This window comes from Sphingobacterium bambusae (assembly GCF_033955345.1).
Classification (GTDB): Bacteria; Bacteroidota; Bacteroidia; order Sphingobacteriales; family Sphingobacteriaceae; genus Sphingobacterium; species Sphingobacterium bambusae.
In genome coordinates, this window is sequence record NZ_CP138332.1 from 3,031,111 (window position 1) to 3,054,860 (window position 23,750).

The 23,750-nt window shown below is 44.5% G+C and carries 20 protein-coding genes and 3 tRNA genes; 18 read left to right on the forward strand and 5 right to left on the reverse strand.

What is annotated here, in order from left to right; all coding sequences use genetic code 11:
• Positions 1-64 precede the first annotated feature (64 nt).
• The 7 genes from murQ (at position 65) to SCB77_RS12700 (ending at position 5,889) form a co-directional block, all read left to right on the forward strand.
• Complete coding sequence (gene murQ, locus SCB77_RS12670) at positions 65-880, forward strand: N-acetylmuramic acid 6-phosphate etherase (protein WP_320182373.1); 816 nt, start codon at positions 65-67, stop codon at positions 878-880.
• Between the two features lie 60 nt (positions 881-940).
• Positions 941-2,428 (forward strand): sodium:solute symporter, encoded by a 1,488-nt coding sequence (locus SCB77_RS12675; protein WP_320182374.1) that lies wholly within the window; start codon positions 941-943, stop codon positions 2,426-2,428.
• Positions 2,429-2,501: 73 nt separating this feature from the next.
• Positions 2,502-2,576, forward strand: a tRNA-Val gene (locus SCB77_RS12680).
• 163 nt (positions 2,577-2,739) lie between these two features.
• Positions 2,740-3,555, forward strand: a complete 816-nt coding sequence (locus SCB77_RS12685) for a purine-nucleoside phosphorylase (RefSeq protein WP_320182375.1) — start codon at positions 2,740-2,742, stop codon at positions 3,553-3,555.
• Between the two features lie 51 nt (positions 3,556-3,606).
• A complete protein-coding gene (locus SCB77_RS12690; protein ID WP_320182376.1) occupies positions 3,607-5,607 on the forward strand; it encodes a putative porin in 2,001 nt (666 codons plus the stop codon).
• A 121-nt stretch (positions 5,608-5,728) separates the two neighbouring features.
• Positions 5,729-5,806, forward strand: a tRNA-Val gene (locus SCB77_RS12695).
• Between the two features lie 8 nt (positions 5,807-5,814).
• Positions 5,815-5,889 (forward strand) — tRNA-Val (locus SCB77_RS12700).
• Between the two features lie 131 nt (positions 5,890-6,020).
• Here the strand turns inward: SCB77_RS12700 and SCB77_RS12705 are convergent.
• Complete coding sequence (locus SCB77_RS12705) at positions 6,021-7,238, reverse strand: carboxypeptidase-like regulatory domain-containing protein (RefSeq protein ID WP_320182377.1); 1,218 nt, start codon at positions 7,236-7,238, stop codon at positions 6,021-6,023.
• A 126-nt stretch (positions 7,239-7,364) separates the two neighbouring features.
• Here SCB77_RS12705 and SCB77_RS12710 point away from each other — a divergent pair, with 126 nt between their 5' ends.
• Positions 7,365-8,360 carry a hypothetical protein gene (locus tag SCB77_RS12710; protein ID WP_320182378.1) on the forward strand — a complete coding sequence of 332 codons (996 nt, stop codon included), beginning with the start codon at positions 7,365-7,367 and terminating at the stop codon, positions 8,358-8,360.
• A gap of 227 nt (positions 8,361-8,587) precedes the next feature.
• Here the strand turns inward: SCB77_RS12710 and SCB77_RS12715 are convergent, their stop codons facing one another.
• Positions 8,588-9,046, reverse strand: coding sequence for an Lrp/AsnC family transcriptional regulator (locus SCB77_RS12715; RefSeq protein ID WP_320182379.1), 459 nt, complete (start codon positions 9,044-9,046; stop codon positions 8,588-8,590).
• A 146-nt stretch (positions 9,047-9,192) separates the two neighbouring features.
• Here SCB77_RS12715 and SCB77_RS12720 point away from each other — a divergent pair, with 146 nt between their 5' ends.
• The 3 genes from SCB77_RS12720 (at position 9,193) to SCB77_RS12730 (ending at position 13,801) form a co-directional block, all read left to right on the forward strand.
• Positions 9,193-10,257: a PLP-dependent cysteine synthase family protein gene (locus SCB77_RS12720; protein ID WP_320182380.1), complete on the forward strand. Its 1,065-nt coding sequence runs from the start codon at positions 9,193-9,195 to the stop codon at positions 10,255-10,257.
• Between the two features lie 48 nt (positions 10,258-10,305).
• Positions 10,306-12,015: a protein-disulfide reductase DsbD family protein gene (locus tag SCB77_RS12725; RefSeq protein ID WP_320186623.1), complete on the forward strand. Its 1,710-nt coding sequence runs from the start codon at positions 10,306-10,308 to the stop codon at positions 12,013-12,015.
• A 349-nt stretch (positions 12,016-12,364) separates the two neighbouring features.
• On the forward strand, positions 12,365-13,801 hold the full coding sequence (locus SCB77_RS12730) for an AAA family ATPase (RefSeq protein ID WP_320182381.1): 1,437 nt from the start codon (positions 12,365-12,367) through the stop codon (positions 13,799-13,801).
• A 203-nt stretch (positions 13,802-14,004) separates the two neighbouring features.
• Here the strand turns inward: SCB77_RS12730 and SCB77_RS12735 are convergent, their stop codons facing one another.
• A complete protein-coding gene (locus SCB77_RS12735) occupies positions 14,005-14,730 on the reverse strand; it encodes a 3-keto-disaccharide hydrolase (protein ID WP_320182382.1) in 726 nt (241 codons plus the stop codon).
• A gap of 208 nt (positions 14,731-14,938) precedes the next feature.
• Here SCB77_RS12735 and SCB77_RS12740 point away from each other — a divergent pair, with 208 nt between their 5' ends.
• Positions 14,939-15,769, forward strand: a complete 831-nt coding sequence (locus SCB77_RS12740; RefSeq protein ID WP_320182383.1) for a UDP-2,3-diacylglucosamine diphosphatase — start codon at positions 14,939-14,941, stop codon at positions 15,767-15,769.
• On the opposite strand, the gene SCB77_RS12745 is transcribed toward SCB77_RS12740, so the two are convergent.
• Positions 15,766-16,287 carry an NADPH-dependent FMN reductase gene (locus SCB77_RS12745; RefSeq protein WP_320182384.1) on the reverse strand — a complete coding sequence of 174 codons (522 nt, stop codon included), beginning with the start codon at positions 16,285-16,287 and terminating at the stop codon, positions 15,766-15,768. The two genes, SCB77_RS12740 and SCB77_RS12745, sit on opposite strands and share 4 nt — an antisense overlap.
• 218 nt (positions 16,288-16,505) lie before the next feature.
• Between SCB77_RS12745 and SCB77_RS12750 the strand changes: the two genes are divergently transcribed.
• From SCB77_RS12750 to lepB (SCB77_RS12775), 6 genes are all read left to right on the forward strand, one after another.
• Positions 16,506-17,303 carry a ParA family protein gene (locus tag SCB77_RS12750; protein ID WP_320182385.1) on the forward strand — a complete coding sequence of 266 codons (798 nt, stop codon included), beginning with the start codon at positions 16,506-16,508 and terminating at the stop codon, positions 17,301-17,303.
• 3 nt (positions 17,304-17,306) lie between these two features.
• Positions 17,307-18,224 carry a ParB/RepB/Spo0J family partition protein gene (locus tag SCB77_RS12755; RefSeq protein WP_320182386.1) on the forward strand — a complete coding sequence of 306 codons (918 nt, stop codon included), beginning with the start codon at positions 17,307-17,309 and terminating at the stop codon, positions 18,222-18,224.
• Positions 18,224-18,964 carry a DUF5683 domain-containing protein gene (locus SCB77_RS12760; RefSeq protein WP_320182387.1) on the forward strand — a complete coding sequence of 247 codons (741 nt, stop codon included), beginning with the start codon at positions 18,224-18,226 and terminating at the stop codon, positions 18,962-18,964. Before SCB77_RS12755 ends, SCB77_RS12760 begins: the two co-directional genes overlap by 1 nt.
• 76 nt (positions 18,965-19,040) lie before the next feature.
• Positions 19,041-19,778 (forward strand): 4-hydroxy-tetrahydrodipicolinate reductase, encoded by a 738-nt coding sequence (gene dapB / locus SCB77_RS12765; protein ID WP_320182388.1) that lies wholly within the window; start codon positions 19,041-19,043, stop codon positions 19,776-19,778.
• A 90-nt stretch (positions 19,779-19,868) separates the two neighbouring features.
• Entirely contained in the window at positions 19,869-21,371 is a 1,503-nt protein-coding gene (lepB, locus tag SCB77_RS12770; protein ID WP_320182389.1) for a signal peptidase I, read from the forward strand.
• Positions 21,372-21,413: 42 nt separating this feature from the next.
• Positions 21,414-22,841: a signal peptidase I gene (gene lepB, locus SCB77_RS12775; RefSeq protein WP_320182390.1), complete on the forward strand. Its 1,428-nt coding sequence runs from the start codon at positions 21,414-21,416 to the stop codon at positions 22,839-22,841.
• Between the two features lie 111 nt (positions 22,842-22,952).
• On the opposite strand, the gene SCB77_RS12780 is transcribed toward lepB (SCB77_RS12775), so the two are convergent.
• Positions 22,953-23,672 carry a pyridoxine 5'-phosphate synthase gene (locus SCB77_RS12780; RefSeq protein ID WP_320182391.1) on the reverse strand — a complete coding sequence of 240 codons (720 nt, stop codon included), beginning with the start codon at positions 23,670-23,672 and terminating at the stop codon, positions 22,953-22,955.
• Positions 23,673-23,750: the final 78 nt, after the last annotated feature.

Consider the following 23,750-nt stretch of genomic DNA (forward strand, 5'->3'; position numbering starts at 1 on the left):
CGTTTTTGTGCGTGTTTCATTTTGAAATTTGCATATTTGTAAGAAAGTAGAATTTGCTGTTAATATGATACGAGTTACGGAAAAGGAGTCGAATTATCAGGACTTGGATAAAATGTCTGTTCATGATCTCTTGACGAACATGAATAAGGAGGATCGTTCGGTTCCATTGGCTGTGGAGAAAGCTATTCCGCAGTTGGAGCGGTTGGTTAAAGTGACGGTTGAGAAAATGAGCCAAGGTGGTCGACTCTTCTATATTGGTGCCGGAACAAGCGGTCGTTTAGGAATATTGGATGCCTCCGAGTGTCCTCCAACTTTTGGTGTGCCCTTCGATTGGGTAATTGGATTGATAGCCGGAGGCGATACAGCGATACGGAGAGCCGTAGAGTTTGCCGAAGATGATAAAGAACAAGCATGGAAGGACATGCTGGCCTACAACGTGAACAAAAACGATGTGGTTATTGGTATAGCTGCTTCTGGTACGACGCCTTACGTTATTGGCGGGCTGACGCGTGCCAACGAAGAAGGCCTGATCACTGGCTGTATCGTTTGTAACACGGATTCGCCCATAGCGCAGGTGGCGCAGTATCCTGTAGAAGTGGTCGTGGGACCAGAGTTTGTTACAGGTTCCACGCGCATGAAATCGGGTACGGCCCAAAAGTTGGTTCTCAATATGTTGAGCACGTCGGTGATGATACAGCTGGGGCGCGTCAAAGGAAATAAAATGGTGGACATGCAGCTTTCTAACGTGAAGCTGGTTGATCGTGGCGTACGCATGGTGATGGATGAAACCGGAGCCGATGAGGAAACGGCAACCATCTTGTTGGAACGCTACGGCAATGTTCGTAAAGCCATAGAGAATAGCAAAGCTTTTAAAGAGTAGTATGGTCTAACTCGACCTGCTACTCCTCATACCATCTATATACCCACTTTTATACCGAAAATGTCACCTTTTATACTATTAGCCTTCTTATTTGTCTATTTTGGGATGCTGCTTGCAGTGTCATATTTTACCTCACGCAATTCGTCGGATAACTCCACTTTTTTTGTTGCAAACCGTAACTCCAAGTGGTACATGGTTGCCTTCGGGATGATTGGTACTGCACTTTCTGGTGTAACTTTTATCTCGGTTCCGGGTGCGGTGGGTACCTCCAACTTTAGCTATTTTCAATTTGTTCTGGGAAACGCATTGGGATTCTTGGTTATAGCCTACGTTTTGCTTCCACTGTATTATCGGATGAACCTCACGTCGATCTATACCTATTTGGAAGAGCGTCTTGGGCATAAGAGCTATAAAACTGGGGCGATGATCTTTTTGGTGTCGCGCACGATCGGATCGGCCTTTCGGCTGTACTTGGTGGCCATCATTCTCCAGAAATTTATTTTTGATGCATGGGCAGTTCCCTTTGGGGTTACTGTGGGCGGTTGCTTGGTGCTTATTTGGTTATACACGAATAAAGGCGGATTGAAGACGATCATTATTACCGATACCCTGCAAACGTTCTGTTTGCTGTTAGCGGTGCTTTTGTCAATCTATTTTATGGCGGACGGCCTTGGTATTTCCGTGTTGGACGCATTTGAGCGTGTCAAAGAAAGTTCGTATGCGCAGATTGTGGTGTGGGAAGATTTATTGGGCAATAAGAACCACTTCTGGAAACACGTCATTGGCGGCGCATTTGCCACTATTGCCATGACCGGGCTAGATCAAGATCTGATGCAGAAGAACCTCAGCATGCGCACCATCGGCGAAGCTCAAAAGAATATGCTGACCTTTACAGCGATCTTTGTTGTGATCAACCTTTTTTTCTTGGCTGTGGGAGCTCTGCTCTACATTTATGTTGCCGATAAAGGGATCGATATTTCCATGTTGCGCACGCCCGATTACCTTTATCCGGAAATTGCGTTGAATAATCTCTCGGTCGCTGCAGGTATCATCTTTATGATGGGTTTGACCGCGGCCACATTTGCGACAACAGATTCTGCATTAACCGCGCTAACCACCTCGTACTGTGTTGATTTTCTGAATTTCAACAAGAAGGAAAACCCGAATGACCCTGCATTGGTGCGTCAACGAAATATTGTGCATTTTGTGTTTAGCGTGGTGATGCTTTTGGTTATTCTTGTTTTTAGATTGATAAACGATGATTCGGTGGTTACGGCCATATTTACGGCTGCCAGCTATACCTATGGCCCGTTACTTGGTCTTTTTGCCTTCGGTATCTTGACTCGCTATACCGTGAACGATAAGCTGGTGCCTTACTTCTGCTTGTTATCCCCGGCGATTTGGTTTGTGCTGAATACGTATTATATCATACCGCATACAGCTTACCGTATCGGTTTTGAGCTGATCGTCTACAACGGATTAACGACATTCCTGTTGCTCTGGATTACCTCGCCCGGAAAGTTGGAGAAGGGAAGCCGTACATTTTAGAATAATTTATTCGAATATTTCCGCAAATGCGCAAAAAATGTATCTTTGTGCCACACGGAGAAATTCGAAAAGAGGGAAATTAGCTCAGCTGGTTTAGAGCACTACCTCGACAAGGTAGGGGTCACTGGTTCGAACCCAGTATTTCCCACAAGAGGTTCAATCGGTTACGATTGAACCTTTTTTGCGTTTGAATCGTAATCATCTCGGCGATGGTAGGGGTTAATCTTTGTTAAAGAGGTGGCGAGGATTTGATGAAGTTTGTGGGAGAGCAAAAAATAAACTAAGTTTGAATAAACAGATCTTTTACACCCATGTATCATTTAATCGTAGAGGCGGTTAGCGCCATCCGTCGTAAAGTAGGTGACTTTGCTCCCGAGTTTGGAATCATCCTGGGCACCGGCTTGGGTAAGCTGGTTAACGAAATCGAAGTCGAACATCAATTGATGTATGCCAATATTCCCAATTTTCCCATCTCTACCGTTGAATTTCATACGGGCAAGCTTATCTTCGGCAAGCTCAACGGCAGGAACGTGGTGGCGATGCAGGGACGTTTGCACTACTACGAAGGGTATAACATGCAAGAGATTACCTTTCCGGTACGTGTGATGAAGGCGCTCGGAATTCAAAAACTTTTCGTTTCCAATGCTTCAGGATCCTTAAATCCAAGCATTCTGAAGGGAGATATCGGCATTATTGACGACCATATCAATCTATTGCCCGATAATCCTTTGCGCGGACCAAATGATGAAGATTTTGGACCCCGCTTCCCAGATATGAGTGAGCCTTATAGTAGGGGCATGATTCATCAGGCATTGGATATTGCCGATAGGCTGAAGATCAGAGCGCATAAGGTGGTGTATGTATCTGCTCCAGGGCCTAATTTGGAAACACGGGCGGAATACCGTTACATGCGTATTATAGGTGGCGATATTGTGGGTATGAGCACCGTGCCGGAAGTGATTGTGGCGAATCATATGGGTTTGCCTGTCTTCGCTATTTCTGCCATAACAGATGAAGGTTTTCATGCTGACTTAAAGCCGGTATCGCTCCAAGAGATCGTGGACGTGGCAGCTGCAGCGGAACCAAAAATGACAAAGATTCTAAAAGAATTGATCGCATTGCAATAAATGTGAATTTTAGCCTTATTTTTGGCATAATTTTAAGAACAACAGGCATTGATGAACAGGTATGTAAAGAAGCTTTTCCTTTTTTTTGTGTTGGCTTTAGCCGGAATTTCCCGGCTTTCGGCGCAGGTCGAGGAAGAATTCAGTAGCGCATTGGATTCCGCCCGGGCGAAGGAAGACAACAAGAAGGACTCGGTTGTTTTTACGGCGAGGTATGTGCGTTATACCACATTGGCGATGATGAAGCAGTCCACACGTACCGTGCAGATCGATACCTCACATGTCAACTTTCAATATTACAACAAACAAAATCTGCCTTGGAATCCGTCGATTAACCTCGGTTCTTACGGATTGGCCACTAGGGATTTGCTTTTTAATCCAAATAAAAGTATAGGTTTTCAGGCTGGTTTTCATGCGATGGAGCGTTATCTACTCCATTCGGATTCCATTCAGTACTTTAGGGCAAGGGCACGTTATTCTGAACTTTATACGGTCGGATTTTTCTTTGATGATCAGGTCTTTCGTGCCCGCTTGGCACAAAACATCACGCCGCAATGGAACGTCGGGGCAGAATATCACGCGACGAATACAGATGGATATTACCTCAACCAAGATTACAATGATCGGAAAGCGGCTGTGTTCAGTTGGTACGAATCGAAAGATAAGCGCTATAATATGTTGTTGAACGCAACCTTTAATAACCTTAATGCTGCAGAAAATGGTTCGGTGGTGGATGAGGGGATTATCGGTGGTGACGTCTTTCAGGATCCGACCAGTACGTCTAATATGGGGTACCGCACACGGCTTATGGGGCAAAATGCTACGCGTCCCTATAACAAATGGCGCGACAATGGCATGTTTGTGCGGCAAGCTTATTTTCTCGGTCATTTGGATACGTTGAATGTCGGGACGCCAGAAATGGAGATACATCCTACCAACGTGCTCGCACACAATTCGTCTATTAGGCAGCGCCAATTTATCTTCTTCAAGAACGAAGCCGATGTTAGTGCGGCATTTCCGATTAACGACGTGGATCTTGTGAATGACACTACAAGCATCACCACCATATCTAATGAGTTTACCTACAGCTTTTATTTGCGTGGTAAGGGAGTCTTCAAAAACGAAGCGAAGCTCGATCTAGCTTTTCAAAATGATCTCATTTGGTATAGGGATAGTTTGACGTCTGATTTCTACCAAAATAGCATGTTGAAAGGTAATTTGGGTTACAAGTTTAGTGATCGCATCGATGTGCGTGCTGCGGTTAACCAGATCGTCGTTGGTCAGCAGGCCGGTGATTTTCTATATGAGGCCAATGCCGATGTCTTTCTAAGTGAAAATGCCGGGGTCATTCATTTAGGAGCGTATTCGCAGAATAAGTCGCCCGAGATGGCTTTTAATCGTTTGAACTATACCTACCACCAGTGGAATAATAGTTTTAATAAGACAAAAACGCAGAACCTGTCCTTTGCTTACGAGAATAAGAAGATTGGATTTTCCGGAAAGGCGGAATATTTTTTAATGGACAATTACCTCTATTTTAGAGAGGTGGACAACCCAGATAATGATGAGCTATTGCTTCGGCAGATTACGCCGGCGCAATCTGGAGCCCTCAACTTGCTCAAGGTAACTGTGGGGCAGAACTTTCGGGTAGGACGGTTCCATTTGGACAATCGCGTTGTGTATCAAAAGACAGATGCACCAGATATACTCGCCACGCCAGAGCTGTATACTTGGCATAGCTTCTATTATGCCAATATTTTGTACAAGGTGATGGATTTCCGTTTAGGGATGGATGTGCGCTTCAATACGCCATTCCGTTCGCCTTCCTATGCTATTAATGCTGGGCAGTTTTATAATGATAATGTGGGAATCAACTATTCCACCTATCCTATTGGTGATGTTTGGTTCACCGGGAACATCGATCGGGTGAATTTGTTCCTGTCTTATAATTTCTTCAATCAGGCGTTTTATCCGAAAGGATACTACACCGTCAGAAGATACCCTATGAACGACGCTAATTTTAGGTTTGGCGTATCATGGAAATTCTATGATTAGCCGTTTAAATTATATGCCTGAGCATAAGCTGGTTGCTGTTTTGTTCGATAAAAAGTAAAAAAATAATTTTGCAAATCAGATTTTACACCTATATTTGCACACGCAATAAGCAAAAAGGCATGGAGAATTAGCTCAGCTGGTTCAGAGCATCTGCCTTACAAGCAGAGGGTCACTGGTTCGAACCCAGTATTCTCCACCAATTAAAAAGGAGGCTTAGCTCAGCTGGTTCAGAGCATCTGCCTTACAAGCAGAGGGTCACTGGTTCGAATCCAGTAGCCTCCACAGATTAAAGTCGGAAGTTTTTACTTTCGACTTTTTTATTTAGCGCAGAGTTGGATTTTTGGGAAAAAATTATACTTTTTTAGCTTCAGCCAGCAGTGAAAGTATTAGATGCTTTGATTCGTCTTTTTGATTTATTTAGGTTGCGTATTGTCCTTATAGTCTAGAGGAAGCATTGTGCTTAGCTTGCTGTACCAAGCCCAGTATCCCTCTTGTATCCAGTTTGCCGCGGGAGCGAAGTTCCCCAAGGCGTCGATGTATACGACGGATTGAGGGGCGAGCAATAAAAGAGATGAGCCATCAGCCTTTTTGTTCCAAAACAGGTAAGCCTCTTCGGGGACAATCGAAGCATGCGTTATACGAAGGTAATTTTCGTAGTGTATTGTCTGCATATCATCTTTGCTCGTTTTTTTTATGACTTGCTCTTCGCTAAGCTCCTCCTTCAGTACATCATATGCTTTTGGTTGTTGAAGTGTAGATCTGAAACGTTCGACGGAGTCTACCGTATAACTGTTTTGAGCGGCATAAAATGCTGGCCAATCGCCACGGAAATCGGTATAGACGCGTTTATTGATCAGCTTCATCAAGCTGTCTACGCGCTGTCGTTCCTGATTCACAACACGTATCAGCTCCCGAACGTTATATCCATCTGCCTTCCAGCTGTGGGAATAGGTGCTTCTTATGAAACGCATGAAAGAGGTCATGTAAGCTGCTTGTCTATTTTTATGCATCTTGTTCGATATTTTTTTACTGTCTTGAAAAGATGCGAAGCCTTCATAATAGAGATGTCCACTGCGGAAGTCCATATGATAATCAAGGAGGTCGTAATTTATCTCGTAGCCAAGCGCTCGGTTGGATATTTGGAGTGGTTCGGTAGCAGATACCTGCAGCACCTTTTCTGTCGCTTGGTATCGAAAACGTAAAACCTCGGGGTTTAGGATCTTTGTTTGCTTAGCAAAGGAGCTCATCCCAATAAAGCTTTCCGTAAAATACATACCCCATTGTTTCCAGCCGTCTTTTAAATAGGCCGTAACCGTGACTTCGTCTATTTCAAGGTTTTTTTGTTGTAATACGGCGTCTTTCTTCGTGTTCCCGTCCACCACCAGTTCAAAGCTAGCCAGCTCGTGTCCCATGGCTGATATGACAAGCTCATACCGGCCTGCAGCGGGAAGCTGAAGGTAGTATTCGCCCGCTTTGTTTGTGCTTGTCCGAACGGTTGAATTGTTGATATACACCGTGGCACCCGCTACAGCTTCGCGCTTTTCCGCATCGATCACCTTGCCTTGCACGACGTGCTGTGCCCAGGTGTTGTGCGCTGTCAAGATCAAGCAGAAGAAAAGGAAATACTTCACGATAGCAAATTACGGGAAATTATTAATAATGAGGCTCTTTTCTAGATTTGCAATCTAGCTTTCTGTATATTTGTTTTTGATAGCTAAGCTAATTTAAGACTTTAATTTGGAGCTTATATTTACAACATGAAGATAATAACACTGCTTGTTACATTGTGTTCGCTCAGCGGTTTCTTGACTGGCAATGCTCAAAGCTCTTCATATCGGAAAGCTTTCCAAAGAGTTTTTGACAATTTTCATAATAACCACGATACTGTTTTTCATGTCAGCTACCAGTACCAAGAGTTTTCTTCCGAGAAAGCGACGGATAGCCTGCTAATGGGTGTGGATGTTTCTGGTTATATTAAAAATAGAAGTATTTTCTTAGACAAAAATGTCGATAGGGATGTGTTTGCGATATCGGCAGACCAGTATGGGATGGACAGTTCGAGGATGGATGTCGCGTCGCTTATGTTTCAGGGAACAAGGTTGACGGACTTTCTCTTATCAAGGCTTGAACCTTCAGTTTTCGGAGACAAGGCTTTGGATGCAGCGATCAAGGGTAATAAAGTGCAATATGAATATGCGATAAAATCCATCCTAGAAGGGGGGAATGAGTATGTCATGCTTATAAAAAAGACCGTTATAGATTTTCATTCCCCAAAAACAAATAGTCCTCACCTTCTCCCGATTAGTCGGGAGATTACCGAATATCTCAAGGTCAACAAGTCCGATGCAGCTATCGAGGAATGTTATGTGCTAAGTGAGGATTTTCATTCCTACGAGGTCTACACCAGCAGGCATTACGAGAGGTTGAAGAAGATGGGTAGTAAATATGTTCCGGTGGAAGTTTATCAATCTGGGCCGAAACACGAGCAAAGGGGAGAAAAAAAGTACGCCTATGCGAATAATTTGGGCATGGTTGTGATGAGGCAGAAGCCCATCGATCTCCAGCTCTTGGAAAAAATTTCCAATATGCAACAGATCGACAACATACAAAGGGATTTAAGAAATATCATATACCACAATTTTGATTCCTTCTGTGTACTTCAGCCTATGAATGAAGAGGTGCGAACAAAATTCCAAGAAGAGAAGCTGTTTTTGATGACGTTGCATGCTCGCTTTGTGGGCTATTTGGACTGAGTGTGCTGGTTGTTTCCGGTTTTTTTACTGCATATTTATGGAGAACTCGTCCGACAGGGCATTGTTGGACAAGTTCGCTTTTAATCGTCCAATGACAAGGTGAGGCAGTGAAGCAGCTCGTCGCTCAAAAAATAGTAGTAGCGCGCGTTAGAACAACAGGAAAAAATTTACATATATCAACTAATAAATAGACTTTTTCACATTATTCATTTCGCTTTAAAAAGTATTTAAATCGGATAGGCCGTCTCGCTCTTGGTTTCAGACAATACAAAATAGGTCTGCACGGTGTTCACCTGTGGCAGCACGGCCAATTTATGTCGTAAGAAGATGTGATAGGCTTCCATGTCCTTTGTCGCGATTCGCAACATAAAGTCGTAGGAGCCGGCCATTTGATAGCACTCCATCACTTCGGGGAATTTGGCCACTTCGCGCTCAAACTCGTTGAGTACTTCCGCGGTATGTGCCTTTAAAAATACTTGGGAGAATGAAATGAGATCTATGCCTACGCGTTTTCTGTCTAGAATGGCCACCGTGCGTTTGATATAGCCATTGGCCTTCAATTTTTTGACGCGCTCGTGCACAGCGGCTATAGATTTGTTTAAATGATAAGATAACTCTTTGTTGCTCAATGAGGCATCTTTCTGTAAGAGGCGGAGTAATTTAACATCGACAATGTCCAGTTCCATAATAAGTTTTTCTTGATTGCTTTCGAAATTACTAATTATTGCTGAAATAATTTCAGATATTATATAATTTATAATAATATTTATTAAATAAGCTATTTACTGTTGAATAATATCTTGTTAAATTCAATTTTTGTAAAATATTTATAATGATATTTATGGAAGCCTTAATGAGTAAGTGCCTGTCGCCTAAGCTTGATAGTAAATTCAAGCATTTATGGTGTTTGGTGGGCAACACCCCAATGTTGGAGCTGCAGTATACCTATCGTGGTAAACAGGGAACGATTTATGTAAAGTGCGAAAATTATAACCTGACTGGGAGCATTAAAGACAGGATGGCGCTATACATTTTATATAAAGCCTATATGAACTGTGCCATTCGCCCTACGGACATGATTGTTGAAGCGACGAGTGGTAACACGGGCATTGCTTTTTCCGCGATAGGCAAGGCATTGGGGCATCAGGTAAAGATCATTATGCCTAACTGGTTGAGCAAAGAACGTATTGATATTATTAAAAGCATGGGTGCCGACATACAGTTGGTCACGAAGGAAGAAGGTGGCTTTTTGGGCAGTATCCGTTTGAGCGAAGAGCTCGCTGCTCAGGGAGGTGTTTTTCTACCTCGGCAGTTTGAAAATCAGTATAATGCGGAAGCACACGAGTTGACTACAGGGAAGGAAATTGTGGAGCAACTGGCTACCGTAGGGAAGATGGCAGACGCTTTTGTTGCCGGTGTTGGTACGGGCGGAACGGTAATGGGTGTAGGTAACCATCTACGCAAAGTTAATCCTTTTGTCAAGATCCATCCTTTGGAACCCGCAGAGAGTCCTACGCTTACTACAGGGTATAAGGTAGGGTCGCATCGTATACAGGGCATTTCCGACGAGTTTATCCCGGCTATTGTGAAGCTGGATCAACTGGATGAGGTGATACAAGCGTCGGATGGCGATTCGATCTTGATGGCGCAGAAATTGGCGAAGCAGCTTGGTCTTGCTGTAGGAATTTCATCGGGTGCCAATGTTATTGGTGCTATTAAACTAAAGGAACAGTTGGGCGCAGATGCCACGGTGGTGACACTGCTATGCGACGATAATAAGAAGTATCTAAGTACGGATTTGGTGAAGGATGAACCCATCAAAGAGGGTTTTTTGGCAACGGAAGTAGATTTCGACGGCTTCCATCCTATCGGCCGTCTTGCTAATCCGATGATCTAGTGTGCAGAGCCAGTAGATGATATCATTAATTTTTTACGAAGGGAGATGATGAAAAATATATTCAAGATAATGTTGGGATTGCTGCTTGCATTCCCTTTAGGGGGGATGGCGCAGACGACTGATAGCCTTGTTTCGCTGGATGGTATTGAGTTTTCAGAAGGAGCAACTGATGCGGATGCCGTTTCCGCCGATTCCTTGCAAAGTGTGCCCGATGATCTTTCGTTTAGCGATGGGCAGGCAGATTCTCTTGCACAGGACAGCGTAAAGACAACTCCGGTGGAACCGCAGGCCATTGAAAGTAAAGCCGAAAAACAATCCCTTTGGGGTATTTTTATTGCCGGCCTGATTGGCGGTTTTGCTGCTTTCATTATGCCCTGCATCTTCCCGATGGTACCTCTTACCGTAAGTTTCTTTACCAAGCGTTCCGGCTCCCGCAGCAAGGGTATTTCGCAGGCTTTGCTCTACGGACTGTTCATCATCGTGATCTATGTAGCGCTGGGCATGTTCATTTCCATCACCTTTGGTAGCGACGCACTCAATGAGTTCTCCACCAATGGGGTATTCAATTTTATATTCTTTTTGGTGCTGCTGCTGTTTGCCGCTTCATTTTTTGGCGCTTTCGAGCTTACACTGCCCAGCAGCTTTGTCAACAAGATCGACGCCAAGTCGGATCAGGGCGGATTGACCGGACTGTTCTTCATGGCCTTCAGCTTGGCTTTGGTATCGTTCTCCTGCACAGGGCCCATTATCGGTACCCTGCTTGTTGATGCCGCCTCCAAAGGCGAACGCATGGGGCCGGCCATTGGTATGCTCGGGTTCTCCGTTGCACTAGCGCTACCTTTTGTGCTATTTGCTATGTTTCCTTCCATGCTGAAGTCCCTGCCGAAATCTGGCGGATGGCTCAACAGTGTGAAGGTCGTGCTGGGCTTTCTCGAGTTGGCCTTGGCTCTCAAGTTTCTGTCTAATGTCGACCTCGCCTACCATTGGAACTGGCTGGATCGGGAAGTATTTTTGGCACTCTGGATTGTTATCTTCGGCATGATGGGGCTGTACTTGATCGGCAAGATCAGCTTTGCCCATGATAGCCCGGTTACGCATCTTTCCGTACCACGTACGATTTTTGCTATTGTGGTCTTTTCCTTTGTGGTGTATATGGTTCCCGGTATGTGGGGAGCACCGTTAAAGTCTATATCGGCATTTCTGCCGCCATCAGCCACGCAGGATTTTGACCTTTCGGTTGCCAATTTCGCTGCCGCAACGCCAACCCACGCCGACGGGAAGACCAAGAAATACTATGAGATTTTCCATGAGCGCGGAACGCCCAAGGGATTCGAGCCTTATTATGACTACGAAGAAGGTATTGCTGTGGCTAAGGAGTTGGGCAAACCGGCACTGATTGATTTTACCGGTTGGAACTGTGTGAATTGCCGTAAGATGGAGGCTAACGTCTGGACGGATCCGAAGGTAGCGGCACTCTTACGCGAGGAGTTTGTGATGATCGAACTCTTTGTAGATGATCGTACGGAACTGCCCGCTGCGGAGCAATATGTGTCTGCCTACTCCGGTAAGAAGATCAACACGATAGGCAAGAAGAACAGTGATTTCCAAGCGGCAACGTTCAATAGCAATTCGCAACCGTTGTATGTTATTGTAGGAAGTGACGGCAAGGCCTTGCTGCCACCTACCGGTGCCAACTATGATGTTGCAGCCTATGCCGCTTACCTGCAACAGGGAATAGATCTTTTTAACAAAAAATAAGGGTTTCTTACTATTTATTCACTAATAAACGGGTAAACTCCGAAACGCCGATAATAATCGTAATGCGAATATTATCGGCGTTTTGCGTTTAATGGTGAGTGATCGCTTCTGCTGCGTATGCGTAGAGCGTGTAGTTTGTATCGAAGTGGGGCTTGGCTTTTTATTTTTGGCATTGCTTCTTGTGGGTTGCTGATTACCCAAGTTATGTCGGGATGAACGATCTAACTAAATGCTATATCCAGCCATAAGTGTGTTTTTTGGATACACTTGTGGCTGATTATGAATTTTTATATTCAGCCATAAGTGTTTATATTTGTATAGTTGTGGCTGAATATAAAATCTAACAAGTATGGCTATCAAATCGATTATTGGAAGAACCGATGAGCAGCAAATCCTTTCAGAGGCGCTAAAAACTCCTGAAGCGGAATTGATCACTATCTTCGGGAGAAGGAGGGTTGGTAAGACCTATCTGATCAGGAAGTATTATGAGAAAAATATGATCTTTGAGTTTTCCGGCGTGCACGATGCAAAGCTTAAAGATCAGCTTACCAACTTCAGAAATATACTGGGGGGATTACTGAACCAGCATATCGCCCACGAAGTTCCGGAAAGCTGGACAACAGCTTTTGAAATGCTGAAAAAGTATGCCGCTCCACTATTGAAAAAAGGAAAAAAAGTTATTTTTTTTGACGAATTTCCTTGGCTGAGCTCTGCAAGATCAGGATTTCTGTCAGCCTTCGAATACTTTTGGAATTCATGGGCGTCAAGACAGGACAACCTTATCGTGGTCATCTGTGGATCGGCTGCATCTTGGATGATACAGAAGATTGTGAACAACCGGGGAGGGCTGCACAATAGGATCACCAGAAAAATACGTCTTTTGCCCTTTAACCTTGCGGAGACAGAAGCATACCTGAAAAGTAGACAGATAAACCTAGACCAGTATCAAATCACCATGCTGTATATGGCCATGGGCGGAATTCCACAATACCTTAAAGATATCCGCCCTGGACAAAGCGCAGCACAGAATATCGACCGTATGTGCTTTGCAAAAGACGGAATACTGAAAGAGGAGTTCAAGAACCTCTATCACTCTTTGTTTGCAAAGGCAGACAAGCACATGGCCATTGTGAAAGCCCTCGCGGAAAGATCGTCGGGAATGACCAGAAAAGAGGTCATTGCGGCCTGCCGATTGACTACAGGAGGTACTACAACCCTGCTTCTGGAAGAGTTAGCCGAATCCGGTTTCATCTCGGCTTACCTGCCATTTGAGAAGACTACCAGAGAAAGCGTCTATAAATTATCAGATGAATTTTCTCGGTTTCATCTTAAATTTTTGGAAAATGCTCGCGCTACAGGAGATGGGACATGGTTGAGGCTTTCAGCGGCACCGACCTGGCGTAGTTGGAGTGGAACAGCATTTGAGAGCGTATGCATGAAGCATACTAGACAGATCAAAAAAGCGTTGGGGATTTCCGGGGTTTACACCGAAGAGTCCATCTGGCGACATGCGCCCAAGAGAGGGAAAGGTGCTCAGATCGACCTGCTGCTAGACAGAGCTGATTTCTGCATTAGCTTATGTGAAATGAAATTTTCTACCACAACATTTACCATCGACAAGGGTTATGCCGAAGAACTTAAAAACAAGGTAGCCGTATTCATGCAGGATACAAAAACCAAAAAAACACCTTTTTTTGTCATGGTTACTACATACGGCACCAAAGATAATCAGTATAAAACAGGGTTGATCCAAAATGAAGTAAAGCTGAATGATCTATTTTTATGAAAAAAACTACCGATTAGCTTTAAAGCCTCAAAGGTTTCATATCAATATCGCAAACGGACATTTAGTTTCACGCTATGACCTATTACAACATTTTTTTGGCAATTTATAAGACATATTAGCTATTTTGCATGAAATCGAATAGCAGTTTAATAATTTGACTGCGCGATCTTGTGATGGCGCAGGCTCTTTTTAAGATTTTTTGTTTAGAGTCTTTTTATTTTGATGTTGCGAAATGCGACCGAGTCGGTATGGTTCTGCAGGGCTATCCTGCCCGATTCAAATTTACCAAAATTGGGATATGCTTTCATGCCACTGCGCTGTATACCCTCTTGAAAGGCCTTGCTCTGCACATCTCCCTCGAAGGTCAATACATCGTTGAGCCAAAAACTTACTTTTCCGTCTTTTTGCACGATCCGGCTTTTGTTCCAGGTATTGAAGGGCTTCGGCTTGGAGTTTTCGCCATTACAGGCGACAGCATATAAACAGCCTGCCCAGTGCGTGGAGTCTATTTGGTGTCTATGTTCAGCGTATTCGTTGTCCAAGAGTTGCATCTCTAGCCCGGTGGCGAAGGTAGCGGCAAAACTACTGTCCTCCTGCACATTTAAAAAAACACCGCTATTTCCGCCTTTGGCTACCTTCCATTCTAAAGCAAGATCAAAATCATGATATGTGCTGTCGGTAACCAGATCGCCGAAAATACCTTCCTTCTTTTTGGGATCGCAGACAAGCTCGCCATTGCTGACAGTCCACTTTGAATCGATATTGCCTTTGTTATAAAGATGCCATCCCTGTAGGGTATTTCCATCGAAAAGAAGGCTCCATCCAGCATCGGATTCGGATTGGCTGAGCTGGTTCGGCGCTTCTTTGCTAGAAGTGCAGCTAATCAATGCTAATAATGTCGATGACAAGAGTAAGGGTAAAAATTTCATGTTGCCTATTTTAGTCTATACGAATATAGCGTTTGTTGGTAGGAGTGACAAGGTGATCTTGCCATACACTTGCCGGTTCATCCGCGATGCTGGGCTTGATTTCTTTTGCTTAGATCGGCTCCTTTCGTCAGTTCTCTAAACTTGATGATTATTTAATCTGTTGACAATCATCTATTAACATTAAAGCGGTTACTTTGAAAAAACGAATATGAAGCGAGAAGTTGAATTAGTCGTTATTTCCGACGTACACCTCGGAACCTATGGATGTCGCTCGGAAGAGCTCTTAAGATACCTAGCGTCCATCAATCCCAAGAAGCTTATTCTCAATGGTGATATCATTGATATCTGGCAGTTTCGGAAAAGCTATTTCCCCGAGTCTCACCTGCGGGTGTTGAAGTATATCTTGGATCTTGCCTATCAGGGCTGTGAGGTAACCTATATTACGGGCAACCACGACGAGATGCTGCGCAAGTTTGGGAAGATGCAGTTTGGGCATATCACCCTTACCAATCGGCTGTTGCTAGACTTGGACGGCAAGAAGAACTGGATTTTTCATGGTGATGTTTTCGATGCATCCATTCAGCATACAAAATGGCTAGCCAAGCTTGGCGGTTGGGGATACGATCGTTTAATTCAGCTCAATAATGTGGTGAACTGGGGTTTAACAAAATTGGGCAGAGAAAAATACTCGCTGTCTAAACAGATTAAAAACTCTGTTAAGAAAGCGATTAAATTTATCTCCGATTTTGAAGATACTGCCTCCCATTTGGCGATAGAAAACAAATACGATTACGTGATCTGCGGACATATACATCAGCCTCAAATTCGTCGAGTAGACACGAAAAAGGGCAGCGTCATGTATATGAATTCTGGAGACTGGATCGAGAACCTTACTGCATTGGAATACAACCATGGAGCTTGGGAGATGTTCAGTTACGAGGAGAAAAAAGAGCACCTTGTCGACTATCCTACGGAGGCTATACAGTTTCGCAATAACTTGGAAGAGCTACTGGAGAACATCATCAAGGGCACGGTCTAAAACCGGCTAATTTCCTGAATCTGTTCGAACACAAATTTCTGTGTGAGTTCATCTTTTAATTGCCCCTCGGCATCCAATTCATCCTGCACCTTGGCGAGGTGTATTTTTAGTGGTAGTACATGCATGCGCATGTAGTTGCATACGCCCGTAAAGTGGTCTAGCCCTCTAATGTTTCCATATTTTCCCGTAGAGACACCCACCAATGCCACTTTCTTGTGGTAGAAGGAAGCCGGGAAGGCGCAGGCGTCGATAAAAACTTTTAATATACCAGGGAAGCTACCGTTATATTCGGGAATAATGAAGATAAATTTTTGGGCGGCAGATACCATTGCCTGAATGGGTTCAAAGGCAGCGCTACGCTTGCCATAAAGGTCTGACGAGCTCACGTCAGGTGGAAGGTCTGTCAATGAAAAAAGTTGCCAAGATTCGCCGCGTCGTTCGAGCTCATCTTGGTAGTAATGAGCGATTTTCATCGAATTGCTTCGCTCTCTGTTTGTTCCTGATATAATTAGATTCATGTGAATAGTACTGTTACAAAAAGCCCCAAAATCTTTATAAAGTGATAACGCTATTTTTCGTATCTTAGCGACCTTAGCCGTTGGTTAAGAGCTTTTGCCAAAAATACTAATTTTAACATCATTTAAGCATTTCCTTCATATGGACAATGTAAATTTGCGTTAATTTTGGGCAAGATCTATATCATCGGCATTTAGATTTTAGAAAGGATTTCAATCTCATGGGAAAAATTATAGCAATTGCTAACCAAAAAGGTGGCGTAGGAAAGACAACGACTTCGATCAATTTGGCGGCTAGTTTGGCCGTTTTGGAACATAAAACGTTGTTGGTGGATGCGGATCCACAAGCGAATTCCACGTCGGGTATTGGCTTTGATCCACGTGGCATAAAAGCCAGCGTGTACGAGTGCTTGGTCAACGATCTTGATCCTCGTGACGCCATTCAGCATACCGACACCCCAAACCTAGATCTATTGCCCGCGCATATTGACTTGGTGGGTGCCGAGATTGAAATGATCAACATGCACGAGCGGGAGTTTAAGATGCTTAAGATGTTGGAAGTGATCAAGGACGATTACGATTTTATTATTGTCGACTGTTCCCCTTCTTTGGGCTTGATTACCATCAATGCCTTAACCGCATCAAATTCCGTGATTATTCCTGTGCAGTGTGAATATTTCGCGTTGGAAGGTTTAGGTAAATTGTTGAATACGATCAAAATAGTGCAAACTCGTTTAAATACCAATCTAGAAATTGAGGGTATTTTGTTGACCATGTATGATGTGCGTCTACGCCTGTCTAACCAAGTGGTGGACGAGGTGCGTACGCATTTTAGTGAGTTGGTTTTCGATACCATTATTCAACGTAACACAAGGCTGAGCGAGGCGCCAAGCTTCGGGATTTCCGTTATCATGCACGATGCTTCTTGCAAAGGGGCGGTGAATTACCTCAACCTAGCGCGTGAGATCTTACAGAAGAACGGTTTAGTTACAGAAAATACGCAAACAGCGACAGTATAAAGTATGGCATTACAGAGAAAAACAGGACTAGGAAAGGGATTGGGCGCTTTATTGCAAAGTGAGGATGTCCAAATGCCTCAAAGTGCGGGTGGAAACAGTGCTGTAGCTAAGGATGGCACGTCTGCAGCTGCTGGCAGCATCAATTTTATTAAAATTGATCAGGTTGCGGTAAACCCTTTTCAGCCACGTACGGATTTCGATGAGCAGGCGCTACGTGAGCTTGCCGACTCGATAGAGGTGCAGGGGCTTATTCAGCCAATTACCGTTAGGCAGCTGGGAAAGAACGAATACCAACTGATCAGTGGTGAGCGTCGTTTGCGGGCGTCTAAGCTTGCCGGCATCGATGAAATTCCGGCCTACGTGCGTACGGCTAACGACCAACAGATGTTGGAGATGGCCTTGATCGAAAATATACAGCGTGAGAACCTGAATGCCATCGAGGTGGCGCTAAGCTTCCAGCGCATGATCGAGGAGTGTAACCTGAAACAGGAGCAGCTCGGTGAGCGTGTCAGTAAAAACCGTTCTACGGTGACCAACTATTTGCGTTTGTTGAAATTGCCTCCCGCCATTCAAGCAGGTATCCGTGATGGAGAAATTTCTATGGGTCATGCGCGGGCGTTAATCAACGTGGGCGAGGTTGATAAGCAGCTTTTTGTATACCAAGAGATTGTAGAGAAAGGGCTTTCGGTGCGTATGACGGAAATTTTGGTGCGTAATATACAGCAGCAGAGCAAGCCTGCGAAGGCGCCTGTGGGAAAGCAGCTTGATTTTCAATATCAAAAAATTGAGGATGATTTAGCATCCCGTTTTTCTACGCGTGTACGCGTTAATTTAAAGAATAGTAAAGGCAAGGGAGCTATAGAGATTCCTTTCGATAGCGAAGACGATTTAAGCCGTATCTTGGAGTTATTGGATTGGTAATGCGATACATCATTATAGCGTTGTTTCTATTAACCTCCATCGCTGGGGTTCGTGCGCAGCAAGACTCGACCAAGGCAGTCCCTTTGAAGGATAAACTGCAGGTCGCCGATTCGATCGCCACTGCGCAGGATACCACAAAGAAGGAGGAGACAAGAAAAGAGCGGAAGGAGCGGGAGCGGGCGCAGAAAGAACGCGATAAGTACTATTACAAGGGTATAAAAAAAGATTCTGCTCGTCTGGAGATTGAGCATGTATCTCGCGTGGCCTGGAAACGCTCGCTGATGTTGCCCGGCTGGGGACAGTATACCAACGGTGGACTGTGGTGGGTAAAGGTACCCATTATCTATGGCGGACTGGTTTCTGGCTATTTGGTCTTTGACTACTGGCAATGGTACTACAAGAAATTTTTGGATGAATTGGCTTGGCGAGTTGAAACCAATGGACAAGAGGCGCCGCGTGATCCTGATTTAGAATTTTATCAGATACCTGGCCTTGTCGCTCAGAAAGACTATGCGCGCAGAAACCGAGATCTCACGATCTTGGTCACCGTAGGCTTTTGGGGGCTTAACGCCATAGAAGCTTATGTGGACTCCATGTTAAAAAACCGTTGGAACATCGGCTCCGATATGACGATGAAAATTGGTCCTACCCTGATGCCATCCTATAGTTTCTCTGGAAACAGCGCGTTGGGCGGTTTGGGCGTGGCGCCGGGAATAAAGCTAACCATGAATATTAGATAAACTAAACCGCATGTTGGAACTGCGCTATTGCACGTTTGAGCAACATCGGAATTAGACAAGCAAAACAAATACATAGATGAAAATAGTACTATTGGGATATGGAAAAATGGGGCAGCAAATCGAACAGTTTGCGCAAAAAAGGGGCCATGAAATCCAACTCATTGTGGATAAAGAAAATCGGGAGTCGATTACAGCCGAAGATTTGCGCGGCGCGGATGTGGCGATCGACTTTAGCGAGCCTGCTGCAGCCATAAACAATATTAGCTTGTGTTTCGAAGCTAATCTTCCTATCGTGGTTGGTACAACAGGTTGGTACGAACATCTAGAAGAGATCAAATCCGTTTGTGAGGAGGCTGAACAGTCCTTGCTGTACGGATCTAACTTTAGTATTGGTGTAAACGTGTTCTTTCATGTGAATAGGTTGTTGGCCAAGGCAATGGCTCCTTATAAGCAATATGATGTGCAAGTCGAAGAGATTCACCATATTCACAAATTGGATTCGCCAAGTGGCACGGCTATTACCATTGCTGAAGGCATCTTGGACGGTATCGATGATAAATCCAAATGGATTAACAATCTTATTGGCGAAGGCGAAGAGCTTGTGCCCAAGGCGGACGAACTGTTGATCGAGAGCCATCGCATCGATGAGGTTCCGGGCACACACACGGTGCTTTATAGTTCGGAGGTAGATCAGATTGAATTTAAGCATACAGCACATAGTAGGGCGGGTTTTGCTCTGGGTGCGGTGATTGCAGCCGAATGGTTGCAAGGTAAGAAGGGGTTCTATCAGGTTACGGAAATGTTTGATTTTTAGTTGCTCGCAAGCTGCTAAAAATTCGCTGTTGACGGGTAATCGAGCGTAGCGAGCTCATCGAATATAATATTGACTTTTTAATTTTAAGATATGTGGTATATCATTTTTACAGTATTTACCGTTGCCGCGTTGTACGGACTTTGGTTACTGTATAAAAAAGCTGGAAAGCAAGGCTGGGAAGCTGTTGTCCCTTTCTATAGAGAGTATGTTATGGCGCAACTTACAGCAAGGCCTACTTGGTGGGTTATTTTGCTGTTGGTGCCTATTGTCAATATTTTTATTTTTTACGGCCTCTACCTCGATCTGTTGAAGAGCTTTGGAAAACGCCGTTTTTGGGAAACGGCCGTTGCCATCTTGCTGCCTTTTATTTTTCTCCCTCTTTGGGGGCGCGATCCAAAGGTGAAATATCTTGGGCAAGCGAATACGGAAGAGTTTAACAAGAAGTATTTCTATAAAAAGACTGTCGGACGCGAGTGGGCGGATGCCATTATTTTCGCTACGGTAGCTGCAACCTTGATACGTGGCTTTCTCTTAGAAGCTTACATGATTCCTACGGGATCGATGGAGCGTAGTTTATTGATTGGTGATTTTCTTTTTGTGAGTAAGTTGAACTATGGGCCGCGTGTGCCTATGACACCTCTTGCATTTCCCTTTGCGCACCATACCATGCCTATCACCGAGGGAAAAGCTTACTCTGAGCTAATCCAATTGCCCTATAAACGCCTTCCCGGATTCCAAAAGATAGAACGTAACGATGTCGTAGTTTTCAATTTCCCAGCAGGGGATACCGTGATACTGGAACATCAAGATCAAAGTTACTATGATATCGTCCGCTATATGGGCAAAGAAGCTGTGCACAATCAATTCACGGTGGTTACCCGCCCTATTGATAAGCGAGAAAATTACATCAAGCGCTGTGTGGGCCTTCCAGGCGATGTGGTATCGATGGAAAATGCGCAGTTAGTGGTCAATGGTCAGCCTGGCTTCGTTCCGCCGGAAATGCAGATGGACTATTTGGTGCAGACTGATCAAAATGGATTGAATCCGGAACGGATGAAAGATCTTCGTTTAGAGTATGGACCAACCGATCAAGAGAACGTCTTCAAAGTATTTATGACAGTTGATGAGGCCGCTATTGTCAAAGGTTGGGGGAATGTAAAGGAGGTGGTGATGAATGTATTGGACAAGTCACAAGCCTTGGGCGACACCTACCCACATAACGACAATTATAAGTGGAATTTCGATAACTTCGGACCGATCACCATTCCTGCACAAGGATGGACAGTAAACCTTGACTCGCTTACTGTTCCGATGTATGCCCGTGCTATCCGCGATTACGAAGGGAATACGCTGGAAAAAAGAAACGACGGATATTATATAAATGGCGCAAAAGCCGCGTCCTATACCTTTAAACAGAATTATTACTGGATGATGGGGGATAACCGCCATAACTCACTTGATTCAAGAGGTTGGGGCTTTGTACCTGAAGACCACATTGTGGGTAAAGCGCTATTCACGTGGATGAGTTACGACGAGCAGGGTAGCTTCTTGAGTAAAATCCGTTGGAGCCGTATTTTCAAAGGTATTAAGTAGTACTTCGTCCGTACTACGAGATGTTTAGACGCAAATTGAAGGATGTGGTATAGTATTTTCGTTGTATGGACAGTAGGAAGTATCTACGGGCTCTGCTTGCTCTTTGGTAAAGCGGGGCGTAGCGGCTGGGCAGCCATTGTGCCTTTCTATCGGGAATACCTAATGGCGCAGTTGACCGCTAGGCCGCGTTGGTGGGTATTGTTGTTATTCTTGCCTATTGTCAATATCTTCGTTTTCTATGCCCTCTATCTTGATCTGCTGAAGAGTTTTGGCAAACAAAGATTTTGGGAAACGAGTGTCGCCATACTGCTTCCTTTTATCTTTTTGCCCCTCTGGGGACACGACCCAAAGGTTAACTATTTGGGAGCATCCCACACCGAAGAGTTCCATAAAAAATACCCCTACAAGAAAAGCTTTATACGCGAGTGGGCAGATGCCATTATATTTGCTTCGGTTGCGGCAACGCTGATTCGGGGATTTTTGCTGGAGGCTTACATGATTCCTACCGGATCGATGGAGCGCAGGCTGTTGGTGGGTGATTTTCTGTTCGTCAGTAAATTGAATTATGGACCCCGTGTCCCCATGACGCCTTTGGCATTTCCTTTCGCGCACCATACCATGCCCTTGACTGGGGGCAAAGCTTACGTTGAATGGATAAAAGTTCCCTACACCAGGTTGCCGGGCTTTCAAGAGCTCAAACGAAATGACGTTGTCGTATTCAACCTGCCGACAGAAGCAGATGCGCCTTACAACCGACCTATCGATAAGCGGGAGAACTATATCAAGCGCGCTGTCGCGATAGCGGGTGATCAGGTCGAAATGATCAATGGAGAGCTTTTAATCAATGATCAAAGGAGCTACGATTCCGACGATTTGCAGCAGGCCTACATGATTTATACTGATGGATCAGGGCTTGATGAACAGCTTTTGATCGACAAACGTATCGATTACGCCAGAAATCCGAGTGATGGAGCTCCCTTCAAAGAGCCCTATTTAATATATGTGACCAAAGAAGAGATCGCGGAAGTAACAAGTTGGACAAATGTGAAACAGGTGTTACCTTATGACAATGCTGGTTCTGCATTTCCGCACGATCAGGTGAATAGGAAGTGGGACTACCATAATTTCGGGCCCCTGCTTATTCCAAAAGCTGGCGATAGGATTAAATTGGACAGCTTAACCATACCCATCTATGCCCGCATTATATCGGTCTACGAAGGAAATACGCTGGAACAGCGGCCGGATGGTATTTACATTAATGGACAGCAGACAGACCACTACCAGATCAAGATGAATTACTATTGGATGATGGGGGATAATCGTGATAATTCTGCTGACTCCAGAGAATTTGGTTTTGTACCTGAAGACCATATTGTTGGTAAAGCACTTTTTACTTGGATGAGCTACGATAAGGACGGTAGCTTTTTGAGCAAGATTCGCTGGAACCGGATCTTTAAAAAGATTGAGTAATATCGTTTAAGTGGTTACTTGAATTACGTAAGGTATACTTTGTAGATATATATATATTCGAGCGGTAGCACAGGTGCAGCAGATGCGGATGGCTACCGCTCGAATGTTTTATCAGGCTTTTAGCGCGGCGAGGTAGCGTTTTATCGTTTCTTCCAGTCCCCAGTAAAGGGCATCTGCGATTAAGGCATGACCAATGCTGACCTCCAAGAGGCCCGGAATATGTTCATTGAAATAGCGCAAGTTATTACTGTCTAAGTCATGGCCGGCGTTGAGTCCTAGACCCACCTGCTGTGCTACTTTTGCTGCTTTAAAATAAGGGGTAATAGCCTCTTCCTTGTCGAAACCATATTTTGCGGCGTAAGCTTCGGTATATAGCTCTACCCGATCGGTGCCAGTTTCTGCGGCAGCTTCTACCATCTCCTCATCAGGGTCGACGAAGATCGATACCCGTATTCCTTGCTCCTGAAACAGTTGTACCATCTCCTTGAGGTAATCACGATGCTTGATGGTGTCCCAACCATGGTTGGAAGTGATCTGTCCCAGCGCATCAGGTACTAAGGTCACCTGCGTAGGTTTATTCGCCAATACCAAATCAATAAATTTCTGTTCCTGGCAATTTCCTTCAATATTAAACTCGGTGCTTATTTCGGCCTTTAGATCGTAAACGTCCTGATAGCGGATATGTCGTTCGTCCGGACGCGGGTGAACCGTGATTCCCTCGGCGCCAAAGCGCTCACAGGCAAGGGCGGTAGACAATACATTCGGGACATTTCCTCCACGGGAGTTACGCAGTGTGGCAATTTTATTGATATTTACAGATAGCTTCGTCATCAGGCTTTTCTTTTTCTTACAAACTTATAGAAATTTGGTCTTATATAAAATTAATTTGGAGCTCGCTAGATCACGCTT